Raw genomic sequence first — 10,817 nt, 5'->3', positions numbered from 1 at the left:
AGTCCTTAAAAAAGGGTCGGATGGCCGAGTGGCTAGGCAGAGGTCTGCAAAACCTTTTACAGCGGTTCGAATCCGCTTCCGACCTCAGGGTTAAAAAATATTTAAAATACAAGACAATGGGCGTTACTCGTTTAAAAAGAAAAGACAGGAGAAATAAAACTTTTTCACGTTTAGAAGTTCAGTTCCTTAAACTGGCTACTAACCTGGAATACGGAAGCCGTTCTGCTGAGTCAAAACACAGCCAGATAGCTAAAAACAATGCAGCTTTAGATATCGCATTAGGTAAATAATTTATCTCCTTCTTCTTTAGAAGAAAAAAGACTTAAAGTCCTGCCGGTATCCGGCGGGACTTTTTTTTATGCCTGAACCCTGATTTTTAGGATTTAAGGATTCGCTTGATACTTCCCCCTTACTTTCGCTGGTTTATTGAGAAAATACCGATTTATAGCGGAACTAAAAAGTATTGAGGTTTCCGTGGGGACACGGAAACGGGGAGAGTTAACAGCTGTTCATTTTCCCGCGACCGTGTCCTCACGGTCGCCAGCAGACAAGTGTTGGAATACATCGACGACAGGAGTTGAAAACACAGAATATCCGCGGGGCACGGGGATCAAAAAGAAAATCCGTTTAATCCCGGTTCAGAAGCTTCTTATTAATCCTGCCAATCAATCCCGGCCCCTCATAAATAAAGCCCGTATAAAGCTGCACTAATGACGCACCAGCGTTTAGTTTCTCAATAGCATCTTCGGCCGAGTGAATGCCTCCTACTCCTATAATAGGGAATGAACCGTTTGATTTTTTATGCAGATAAGCGATCACTTCAGTTGAGCGTTTGGTAAGTGGCTTACCGCTTAATCCCCCCGTTTCTTCTTTTAGCTTTGATGGAGATGATAGATTTTCCCTGCTGATAGTAGTATTAGTAGCTATTAAGCCTGCTATACCTGTTTGCTGAACAATATCAACAATGTCATCCAATTGTGAGTCGGTTAAATCAGGGGCAATTTTTAGCAGTATAGGTCTGCTGACACCGTTTTTATTATTGCGTTGCTGCAAGGTGTTCAGAATTTCCATCAACGGGCCTTTCTCCTGCAGGGCACGCAGGCCAGGGGTATTAGGTGAGCTTACGTTCACCACAAAATAATCAACCACATCAAACAAACGGTCGAAGCATTTGATATAATCGCTTACCGCATCCTCATTAGGGGTAACTTTGTTTTTGCCGATGTTTCCGCCGATGATTAAACCTTTATTAGCGTTTTTAGGATCGCGCCTGAAGGCAGCAATGCGCTCGGCAGCTATATCCACACCAAAATTATTAAAGCCCATGCGGTTAACAAGCGCGCTATCTGCCGGCAGGCGAAACATACGCGGCTTATCATTACCCGGTTGAGGCAAGGGTGTAACAGTTCCTATCTCCACAAAACCAAAACCCAGGTTAGCCATCTCGCCCATCATTTCGGCATTTTTATCAAAACCGGCGGCAAGGCCAACCGGGTTCCTGAATTTAAGACCAAAAACTTCGCGTTCAAGCTTTGGATCTGTTACATCCCAGATTGCCTTACTCAATGCTGTACCGCCCGGAAAACGGTTAAAACGTTTCAGGTTACGGGTAACAAAGTAATGCACATTCTCGGGATCGAACTTAAACAGGATGGGTTTTATCAACGGATACATGCCGCGAAGTTAGCACATTCCAACGCGTTGAACAAACAGGATATGTGGAGGTGATCGACATTTGGTGTGGAGGACTGTCATGCTAAGTGGGAGAAAATAGAGATCTGTGAAGGTCAAATGACATATCCGCCGCGTCATTGCGAGGCACGAAGCAATCGCACAGAGGCAGGTAACGACTATTGTTGTGATGAACTTACATCGTCGCGCTCCTGGCCGCGCGGGGCCAGGTACTTTTGTCGCCACAAAAGCCCCCCCAGCAGAAAGGCTTCTTTGCGCCGACTTATCCAGACTTACGAAGTTTTTGAAACTTCGTAAGTCTTCAAAAGGAATAAGATATAGTATCCTCCCAAACCATGCAATCCGGTTAACAACCGTGTACAAAATACACCACAATTTTTAACGGATTTTAGCGCATCAAAACCCAACGGAAATCCCATTTTAAATTCGATTTAAATTACTAATAATCAATAAATTAAAAACAAAAAATATTTGGTATTGATGCGTATCATTTTTATTAAAATGGGTGTAAATCGCAATAATTTATATTTCGCATTTTGCTTTTTTCTGATTAAGTTTAATAAATTTGACAACTCCGGTTAGCCATAGTCCAGGCTCATAACCAAACCGGCAAGCCTATTTAATTAAACTCATGCAAAAAAAGTATTTAATTGCCTGTTTCATAGCGGGCGGATTATTAAAGGCTGGCTTTGTCAGCGCTCAGAGTAAAGCCCCGTATTCGGCAGCAGGTAAATCTGTAAAAGTGATCGTATCTGAGCAAAATGCCGGGTACAAGTTCAAAGAAACCGAAACGCTGAAATTTGCCGACAAGCCGCAACCTGCCGAAACTGAGGTAGCAGTATTTATTGATCCTGCCAAAACATTCCAAACCATGATTGGTATTGGTGGCGCCCTTACCGATGCTTCTGCCGAAACTTTTGCCAAGCTACCTAAGGATAAGCAAAAGGAATTTTTAACTGCTTATTATGATAAAGCCAGGGGTATTGGCTATTCATTTGGCCGTACCAATATTCAAAGCTGCGATTTTTCGAGTGATAGCTATAGCTACGTAAAAGACGGCGACAAGGAGCTAAAAACCTTCGATATCAGCCATGATAAAACCTACCGTATTCCATTTATTAAAGCAGTCACGGCTGCCGCTGGTGGCAAACTTACTATGTTTGTATCGCCATGGAGTCCTCCTGCTTTCATGAAGGACAATAACGACGTACTACATGGCGGCAAGCTTAAAAAAGAGTTTGACCAAAGCTGGGCCAACTTTTATGTGAAGTTTATCAAAGCTTACGAAAAAGAGGGTATTCCAATCTGGGGACTTTCGGTACAGAATGAGCCTATGGCTAAACAAACCTGGGAATCATGTATGTACACCGCCGAAGAAGAGCGTGATTTTGTAAAGAACTTTTTAGGCCCAACACTGCAAAAACAAGGCCTGGCAAGCAAAAAACTAATTGTTTGGGACCACAACCGCGATTTGCTTTATCAGCGTGCCAGCACCATCCTGGAAGATCCCGCTGCTGCTAAATATATCTGGGGTATCGGTTTCCACTGGTACGAAACATGGACAGGTGCAGGCCAAAACTTTGAGGCAACACGCCGTACCCACGAAGCGTTCCCTAACAAAAACCTGGTATTTACCGAAGGTTGTATCGAAAAGTTTGATTTCAATAAGATCAATGACTGGTCGCTTGGTGAACGCTATGGTTTATCAATGATCAATGACTTTAACGCCGGTACCGTAGCCTGGACCGACTGGAACGTATTGCTTGATGAAAAAGGCGGACCGAACCATGTTGGTAACTTCTGCTTTGCGCCGGTACATGCCGATTTACGTAACGGAAGCCTGATCTATACCAGTTCATACTATTACATCGGTCATTTCTCTAAATATATTCACCCGGGTGCTAAACGCATCAGCGCTGTGGCCAGCCGCGATAAACTGTTAACAACAGCTTATCAAAACCCGGATGGTTCAATCGCTGTTGTGGTAATGAACAAAACCGACGAAAAAATAGATTACAGCCTTTGGATAAAAGGAAAAGCGGCCGGCACTACTGCCCTGCCGCATTCGATTGCTACACTTATTGTGAAGTAATCTTTATAACGATCTTAGTTAATCAATCAACTAAATCTCTGGTATGGTGGGTCATTTATGATCCACCATTATCATTACCGGAAAATGGTCGCTTGGCTCTTTAGCCTCGTATTTGTCACTCCCTTTTGCCTTTGCCCTGTAGGTATCTGTTAAAATACCGTACCGTTTCACTTTAAAATCTTTTGTTACAAAAATATGGTCGATACGGCCGGTGGTTTTGTCGTTAGCATCAAAATCATTAAACGTTCCGTTAGTGGCATATTTAATGGGCGAAAGTTCGTAGCTATCCCTCAATACCCCCGAGTTGTTGATCACCGCGTAGCTATCAGATGTTTGATCAACATTAAAATCGCCCGATAAAATGGTTGGCGAATTGCCGCCCATTTCCTTTACTTTTTTCAATACCAGCTTAGCACTTTCGCGGCGGGCCACCACACCAATATGATCCATGTGCAGGTTAAAGTAGTAAAATTTAAAGCCGGTTTTTATTTCCTGAAAATATCCCCATGAACAGATCCTCGGCAGTGCCGCGTCCCAGCCTTTGTTTGGCTTATCCGTAACTGGGGCCATCCAGAAATCGCCATGTTTGAGCAGTTTAAACTTGTCCTTTTTATAAAATATAGCCGAAAACTCACCTTCTGTTTTGCCATCATCGCGGCCAATACCGGTATAGTTATACTGTGGCATAGCTTGTTTTAAACCGTTAAGCTGGTGCACTAATCCCTCCTGGGTACCAAAGATGTCCCAATCATGAAAACGGATAAGCTGAGTGATAATGGGCAGGCGCTGTTTCCAACCATTGCCACGTACAGAATCATCGTTTGTGGCATTATCATTGCGCAAATTGTAGGTAGCCACAGTAAGCTGACGCTGACCATAACTTACCGAAACAGAAAGCATAGCCATGAACACTAAGGGAAGTATTTTTTTCATAGGTAAATAGTTAAGTAAAATGCCGCCGGCATTTGAACAAATTAAAAGCGAATATTGAGTTATATTTTTTAAGACCAAGATTATTTCCAGAAAAAGTTAATAATTAATTAAAAATATTCTTAATTGGTGTGCGGATTAACCCGCGCCTTAAACATTGTTGCTTTATGTATAAACAGCCTTTTGCAAAAACACTTAAATCTTTGGTGTGCCTTGCTTTGGGCTTGTTTTTACACATCAGTGTATCTGCCCAAACAGCCGATATCAGCAAGCTGAGGCAACAAATGGCGCAAACGAACGATAGCGTCACTTACCTTAATCTGTTTAACAAATTGGGCTTTATGCTGCATATGGAAAGTGCCGATAGTTGCTTTTACTATGGCATAAAAGGCAATGCCATGGCTACCCGGCTTCATAATGAGCCTGGTAAAGCTGACGCTTTAGCCAATATTGGCGCAGCCCTATCCCTTAAAGGTTTGTACAGTCAAGGCTTAACCTATTACAGCCAGGCACTGGCCATTTATAAAAAGTATAGTAACCATGGCGAGGTAGCGTCCATGCTCATGAACTCCGCCATTACCTATAGCTTTATTGGCGATAGCATTAAATCACTGCAATTCACCAAAAAGGCGCTTAACGAAATGTTAAAAGCCCCCGCAGATACCATGGCCAGCATGCTCTATGCCAACTACGCGGACATGAACCCGGTACTTCCCCCGGATTCCGTTACATACTACCTGAAAATGGCGACGGATGTAGCCAATCATTTTAAAGACGACCGTACCCTGCTGGTTATCGATCAGCTTTATGCCGACAGGCTGATGCAGCAAGGCAAACATGAACAAGCTTTGCCATTTATAAAACACTCGTTGCAAATTGCCCGAAGTAAAAACTGGGAATACCACGAATTGGAGGCTTATAATGCTTTTGCCGATTACTACCTTGCAAAAAAACAGGTTGACAGTGCCATAGCCGAGTATAACATCATTTACAAAACCGCGATGGCCAATAAGTTTATTTATTGGCAAACCGAAGTTTTAAAATCATTACTACACTGCTACGAACTTAAAAATGATGCTGCCAGCCAGGCCCGAATTAATAAGCTGCTGGTAAAATCGCTTGAGCAAACTAACATCAATAGTAATGCCTTTTTGGGCGATTACATCGCCTACAATAATGCCCAACAACAGGTGAAAAGCCTTGAAGTAGTTAATAAAAATAATAGTGTAAAGATTTGGCTCCTGATTGCACTCAGCGTATTGGGCATTGTATTTATAGCCTTACTATCGCGCATGAATGGCAAGGTGCGCCGGCACTCGCGGATGTTATCGGTACTTAATGAAAAAATAGCCGGGCAAAATGAGGAGCTAAAGCTTACCGACGAATTTAAAGGCAGGCTGATATCTATGCTGGCCCACGATTTCAGGGCACCGCTGGCTTCAACAATTTCGATGATCCGTTTGCTGCGCGAAGATGAGGGCGATTTTGAAAAAGAACAATTACTTGGCCTGTATGACCAGATAGAAACCGACATTCAAAATATCCTGCTCACCTTTGATAATATCCTGCAATGGATAAAAAAACAGCTTTCGGGCTATGTTTTCAATGCACAGACACTATCTGTAAAAGAGCTAATTGATGACGCGGCATCCATGTTCAAGCTTAGTATCGATGCTAAAAAGATTGTGTTCAGGAACGAGGTCCCGGATGATCTGGATTATTTTTCGGACAAAGAGATCATCCAATTCATTAACCGCAACCTCATCCATAATGCCATCAAGTTTTCGCCAGCAGGAGGTGTAATTACAGTAAAAGCGCAGGTTAACGCCAATGAACTCATCGTATCTGTAAAAGATGAAGGGCGAGGCATCAGCGAAAACATGATAAAGCAATTGTTCTCGTTCAACAACAATCAAAAAACCGATTCGCTTGATAAAGGAGCCGGTATAGCCTTAACCATTTGCAAGGAGTTCATCAATAAAATAAACGGCCGCCTTTGGGCCGAAAGCAAGGAAAAGAAGGGCACTACGTTTTATTATGCTTTGCCGTTAAGCTAAGCAGATTTTTCTCATTCACCGGTTTATTCATTCCCTCCCTGGGGAGGGGCGCGTTAGCATTGTGTGTTGGCAGGGAGGGGTTATACGTATTGCGAGATTGAGCATCTTGCAGAAACCCCTCCCTACACCCTCCCAGAGGAGGGAATCGCACTTTTCCGCCCGCTTTAAATCTTACCCAAACACTACCGTTTTATTCTTAAACACAAACACCCGGTCTTCAAAAACAAGCTTCAGGGCTTTGGCCAATACGGCGGTTTCAACCTCCTGCCCGGCTTTTACCATATCTGTCCAGCTGTAGGAATGATTTACAGGAACAATCTGCTGCGCGATGATGGGCCCCTCATCAAGTTCGTTTGATACGTAATGGGCGGTAGCCCCTATGAGTTTAACACCACGTTCAAATGCCTGCTTGTATGGGTTAGCACCTATAAACGCCGGTAAAAACGAGTGATGAATATTGATGATCTTCATCGGGAATTCGGCCACGAACTCCGGTGACAGGATCCGCATAAATTTGGCCAATATTACATAATCAGGAGTGTACTGCTTGATAGTCGCTATTACCTGCTGTTCAAACTCAGGCTTGCTTACCCCTTCATGGCTGATGTAATAAAAGGGGATATCAAAGCGCTCGCATATGTCCTGTAGCTTGGCATGGTTACCAATAACACATTGAACACTTGCACCGAGGGTATTAAAATGGTTGCGTACCAGGATATCGCTCAGACAATGATATTCTTTAGTAGCCAGCACCACCACCTTTTTAACAGGTTCGGGGTTTACTGAAATGTAGGCTCCCTCGGGTAATATTTTCCTTAATGAATCTTCAATCCCGGAATCTTCGCCGTCTTCAACCTCCAGGCGGGTAAAGAAAACATTTTCGTTATGATCAACATGCTCACGCATGGAAACTATGTTAAGAAGGTGTTTGGCTAATGTTGCAGATATGGCAGCCACAAGGCCCACTTTGTCTTTACACTGTATTACAATTATCATGCTTTAATGATACAAAGAATTTTGCTGAATATGCAAGAAGCATTTTCTTTAAATTATTTACAACACATTGTAGCAAAGTGAAATAATATGCCGTAAAGTATTTTATAAACCCACAATTATGAAAAATATCCTGCTATTAATCTCCGCGATTGTATTATGTAGTATCACAGCTTGCAATAAAGACAATATTCCCGGCGCGGGCAGCAACACCATCGTTGGCAAATGGCGCTGGGTAAAGTCAGTTGGCGGCATTGGCGGTTCTACCAGTACCCCGCAAAGCACCGGCCATACCGCTCGTTACGAATTCAATGCGGACAGCAGTTTTCGGAGTTTTCAAGACAATAAGTTATTGATAGAAGCCAAATTCCGCACAACCAAAAATTTCAAGGTTAGTTCAACCCAAACTGTGGATGCATTGTTGATATCCGGCCCTACGCTGGATACCCGCCCCGTTGCGTACCTTATCAGGAACGATAGCCTCTATATGTATGATATTTATATAGCCGATGGTTATAACGAAACATATGTAAGGACGAAGTAAGGTATTGTTAATCAGTTGTCTTATATAAAAAACTTCTTTTTTAACTTTTTTCATCCTTAGGCACAAAGAATCTTCTTCAATATGCTCGATAGCCCTGCATATTGAAGAAGATTCTTCGCTCCCGCTCAGAATGACAGGCATTTACGCTATTTATTACTATGCCCTACCTTCATCATATCCCGTACGGCACGCGCTAATGAGATCTTCTCGTTGTTATCCAGTTCCTTTTTCTTTTCGCCGTCATTAAACTGGTAGGTGATGCGGCCATTATAATCACTTTCGGCGCTTATTTCAAAGTCGTCGTTTTTGTATTTCACCTTGCCATTTGGCGAGATCTGTGCGATGCCTGTGCTATCGGCCGAAAAATATACATGTCCCCAGTATTCAATCCGTCTTTCTTTTCCATTGCCGTTTTCAACAATAACAGTGTGCCTTCCGCCTATGTGGCAGCCATCTAACAGGGCTATCACGCCTATTATAATCAATACGTATCCTAATTTTTTCATGTTGTTATTTTTAATGATGATTATTTTAATTGATGTTGTTTGCTATTTAGGAGTTTTATAAAACAAGCTCCCATCGATACAAACCAAACCGACCAGCCCAGATGGGCAAATCGTTGAATAAGTCCGGTATAATTGTTTTCAATAGTCGTCGAAGGAATAAAGCGGATAAAAATGAGCAGCATAATACCAAGGCTGAGTAACGAGAGCCTTCTGATTTGTTTAAAGCTATCTCCCCGCCATAAAATAGCAGATAGCAGCGCGCCTACATAAAGCAGCAAAAACACCGGCCCAGATGCCGAATGCAGGTGATTACCGGAGTGAAAAATAGCCGCCCAGCCAAACATAACCGGGAAACCTACAACCCCAAACACAGGCAGGATATTAAGCTTCAACTGACTGCACGCTATAAACAACCCGGCCATAAAAAATACACTAAGCACCGTGCAAAGCAGCGTAAATGTTTCCATCAAAGTTTCGGATTTTGTGCCGATGGCCCCCAGCTCGCTTATGGTATTACTGATATGATTGTAATTGCCGTGTATAAAACCGCATATAATGGTTGAAAGCCAGAATATAACGGGAATGATGATGCCCGTATACAGCAGAGGTTTAGTGTCCATTTTAATAATATTAAAATTGTTTTCTTCTGATTAAAACAAAGTTAATATTAAACATGGTACTATACAATACATAGTACTATATTTTTAAGATTTATTTTTTAGAGAGGATGTCAAAAGTATAATGTCCAGTATCCGTCCTATCTTTCAAAGGCATATAATGAAAAAGGCAGCACATGACGCTGCCCCTTTAAAGAGTCTTAAATCTGCCAACCCGCCATTGATCAAAACAATCGCGTAGCTGTTTAAAATTCAAAATATTCATTGCTGTTGGTTTTAACCAACGGTAAAAAAACTAAAAAGTCTTGGCTTTAGCCCAATTAAAGCGAGCAGATTTAGGCTAAAGCCCATTTGCCGCTATTCATTATTCCGTTGGTTAAAACCAACGGCAATGAACATTCACATACCTGTAATTTGCATTAATGAATTTTAAATATCTTCTAAGAAAGATCAAATCTTTCGCATTCGATTATTCGGCAGAGTGCCCAATATGCTGCAAGGCGTAGTTAATAAAATTGCTCGTCAACCCGTAGTCCTCAGTACCTTTGCGACGGATAAAGAAGAAATCACGGGTAATTTTTAAGCCTTCAATAGGTACTTCAACCAGGTCGCCTTCGGCAAGCTGACGGATAATAGATGGTCGCGGCATAAAGCCCAGGCACTGATCGGCCAGCAGGAAGTTTTTCAAAGCCTCGGTACCACCCAAACGGATCTTTACCGACAAATCTGCCGGTTTTATATGTAAAGCCGACAAAGCCTTCAATACCGCATTCAGGGTACCGGAGCCACGTTCACGCACGGCTAATGGCGTTTTTACAAACTGCTTTAAGGTTAATGATTTACCCGCCAGTGGGCTCTTAGCCGAGCAAACCGGGATCACCTCATCGCTCATAAAAGGTTTATATGATACTTGAGTAATCTTATTATCTACTTCTATAATTCCAATATCAACTTCATGATCAAGCAAAGCGTTTAGGATATACTCACTGTTGCGGTTTACCAATTGCACATCAACATTGGCGTACTCGTGCTGAAAACCAGAAAGTATCGAAGGTAAAATATACAGGGCAATAGTTGTACTCGCCCCCAAACGCAAATGCCCGGCAGCTTGTGACAAGTTGCTTAACACCGAAAGATCGTACTCAACCTTCCGTTCAATCTCTGTTGCCTGCTGCAGGTATTCGTTTAGTTTATTACCTGCTTCGGTAAGCAAAATACTGTTGCCTTTACGCTCGAACAAGGGCACTTTGTATTGATCTTCAAGTGCCTTTACATGCTTGCTAATGGCGGGCTGCGTAATAAACAGCACCTGTGCGGCCTTACTGAAACTCAAGTTGGCGGCAACTTCCATAAATACACGGTGAGCGAAAGAGATCATGCGGCAAA

Annotated in this window: 10 protein-coding genes and 1 tRNA gene; 5 read left to right on the top strand and 6 right to left on the bottom strand. The window is 42.5% G+C overall.

Annotated features, from left to right (window positions below; translation table 11 throughout):
* The first annotated feature begins 14 nt into the window (after nucleotides 1-14).
* Both DEO27_RS01265 and DEO27_RS01260 read left to right on the top strand, forming a co-directional pair.
* A tRNA-Cys gene (locus DEO27_RS01265) sits at nucleotides 15-85 on the top strand.
* 31 nt (nucleotides 86-116) lie between these two features.
* Complete coding sequence (locus DEO27_RS01260; protein WP_090527770.1) at nucleotides 117-290, top strand: spore protein; 174 nt, start codon at nucleotides 117-119, stop codon at nucleotides 288-290.
* A gap of 337 nt (nucleotides 291-627) precedes the next feature.
* Here the strand turns inward: DEO27_RS01260 and DEO27_RS01255 are convergent, their stop codons facing one another.
* On the bottom strand, nucleotides 628-1,674 hold the full coding sequence (locus DEO27_RS01255) for a quinone-dependent dihydroorotate dehydrogenase (RefSeq protein WP_112572332.1): 1,047 nt from the start codon (nucleotides 1,672-1,674) through the stop codon (nucleotides 628-630).
* A gap of 649 nt (nucleotides 1,675-2,323) precedes the next feature.
* Between DEO27_RS01255 and DEO27_RS01250 the strand changes: the two genes are divergently transcribed.
* On the top strand, nucleotides 2,324-3,784 hold the full coding sequence (locus tag DEO27_RS01250; RefSeq protein WP_112572333.1) for a glycoside hydrolase family 30 protein: 1,461 nt from the start codon (nucleotides 2,324-2,326) through the stop codon (nucleotides 3,782-3,784).
* Nucleotides 3,785-3,835: 51 nt separating this feature from the next.
* On the opposite strand, the gene DEO27_RS01245 is transcribed toward DEO27_RS01250, so the two are convergent.
* Entirely contained in the window at nucleotides 3,836-4,717 is an 882-nt protein-coding gene (locus tag DEO27_RS01245) for an endonuclease/exonuclease/phosphatase family protein (protein WP_112572335.1), read from the bottom strand.
* A gap of 164 nt (nucleotides 4,718-4,881) precedes the next feature.
* Between DEO27_RS01245 and DEO27_RS01240 the strand changes: the two genes are divergently transcribed.
* The gene (locus DEO27_RS01240) at nucleotides 4,882-6,771 is read left to right on the top strand and encodes a tetratricopeptide repeat-containing sensor histidine kinase (RefSeq protein WP_112572337.1); all 1,890 of its coding nucleotides are present in this window, start codon (nucleotides 4,882-4,884) and stop codon (nucleotides 6,769-6,771) included.
* Nucleotides 6,772-6,942: 171 nt separating this feature from the next.
* On the opposite strand, the gene purU is transcribed toward DEO27_RS01240, so the two are convergent.
* On the bottom strand, nucleotides 6,943-7,767 hold the full coding sequence (purU, locus tag DEO27_RS01235; protein ID WP_112572339.1) for a formyltetrahydrofolate deformylase: 825 nt from the start codon (nucleotides 7,765-7,767) through the stop codon (nucleotides 6,943-6,945).
* Nucleotides 7,768-7,885: 118 nt separating this feature from the next.
* On the opposite strand from purU, the gene DEO27_RS01230 reads away from it, so the two are divergent.
* A complete protein-coding gene (locus tag DEO27_RS01230; protein WP_112572341.1) occupies nucleotides 7,886-8,308 on the top strand; it encodes a hypothetical protein in 423 nt (140 codons plus the stop codon).
* Nucleotides 8,309-8,454: 146 nt separating this feature from the next.
* On the opposite strand, the gene DEO27_RS01225 is transcribed toward DEO27_RS01230, so the two are convergent.
* From DEO27_RS01225 to DEO27_RS01215, 3 genes are all read right to left on the bottom strand, one after another.
* Nucleotides 8,455-8,814 (bottom strand): hypothetical protein, encoded by a 360-nt coding sequence (locus DEO27_RS01225; RefSeq protein WP_112572343.1) that lies wholly within the window; start codon nucleotides 8,812-8,814, stop codon nucleotides 8,455-8,457.
* Nucleotides 8,815-8,834: 20 nt separating this feature from the next.
* The gene (locus tag DEO27_RS01220; protein WP_112572345.1) at nucleotides 8,835-9,434 is read right to left on the bottom strand and encodes a DUF998 domain-containing protein; all 600 of its coding nucleotides are present in this window, start codon (nucleotides 9,432-9,434) and stop codon (nucleotides 8,835-8,837) included.
* A 466-nt stretch (nucleotides 9,435-9,900) separates the two neighbouring features.
* Complete coding sequence (locus DEO27_RS01215) at nucleotides 9,901-10,809, bottom strand: LysR family transcriptional regulator (protein WP_112572346.1); 909 nt, start codon at nucleotides 10,807-10,809, stop codon at nucleotides 9,901-9,903.
* Between the last annotated feature and the right edge of the window lie 8 nt (nucleotides 10,810-10,817).

Source organism: Mucilaginibacter rubeus (assembly GCF_003286415.2).
GTDB lineage: Bacteria > Bacteroidota > Bacteroidia > Sphingobacteriales > Sphingobacteriaceae > Mucilaginibacter > Mucilaginibacter rubeus_A.
Note: the sequence above shows the minus strand (reverse complement) of the source record. Positions and strands in the feature narration are given on the sequence as shown.

What these genes read in the sequence shown, in the direction of transcription:
- DEO27_RS01215 (WP_112572346.1), bottom strand. Translation starts at nt 10,809, where the DNA reads ATGATCTCTTTCGCTCACCGTGTATTTATGGAAGTTGCCGCCAACTTG.
- DEO27_RS01240 (WP_112572337.1), top strand. Translation starts at nt 4,882, where the DNA reads ATGTATAAACAGCCTTTTGCAAAAACACTTAAATCTTTGGTGTGCCTT.
- DEO27_RS01230 (WP_112572341.1), top strand. Translation starts at nt 7,886, where the DNA reads ATGAAAAATATCCTGCTATTAATCTCCGCGATTGTATTATGTAGTATC.
- DEO27_RS01225 (WP_112572343.1), bottom strand. Translation starts at nt 8,814, where the DNA reads ATGAAAAAATTAGGATACGTATTGATTATAATAGGCGTGATAGCCCTG.
- DEO27_RS01255 (WP_112572332.1), bottom strand. Translation starts at nt 1,674, where the DNA reads ATGTATCCGTTGATAAAACCCATCCTGTTTAAGTTCGATCCCGAGAAT.
- purU (WP_112572339.1), bottom strand. Translation starts at nt 7,767, where the DNA reads ATGATAATTGTAATACAGTGTAAAGACAAAGTGGGCCTTGTGGCTGCC.
- DEO27_RS01220 (WP_112572345.1), bottom strand. Translation starts at nt 9,434, where the DNA reads ATGGACACTAAACCTCTGCTGTATACGGGCATCATCATTCCCGTTATA.
- DEO27_RS01245 (WP_112572335.1), bottom strand. Translation starts at nt 4,717, where the DNA reads ATGAAAAAAATACTTCCCTTAGTGTTCATGGCTATGCTTTCTGTTTCG.
- DEO27_RS01250 (WP_112572333.1), top strand. Translation starts at nt 2,324, where the DNA reads ATGCAAAAAAAGTATTTAATTGCCTGTTTCATAGCGGGCGGATTATTA.
- DEO27_RS01260 (WP_090527770.1), top strand. Translation starts at nt 117, where the DNA reads ATGGGCGTTACTCGTTTAAAAAGAAAAGACAGGAGAAATAAAACTTTT.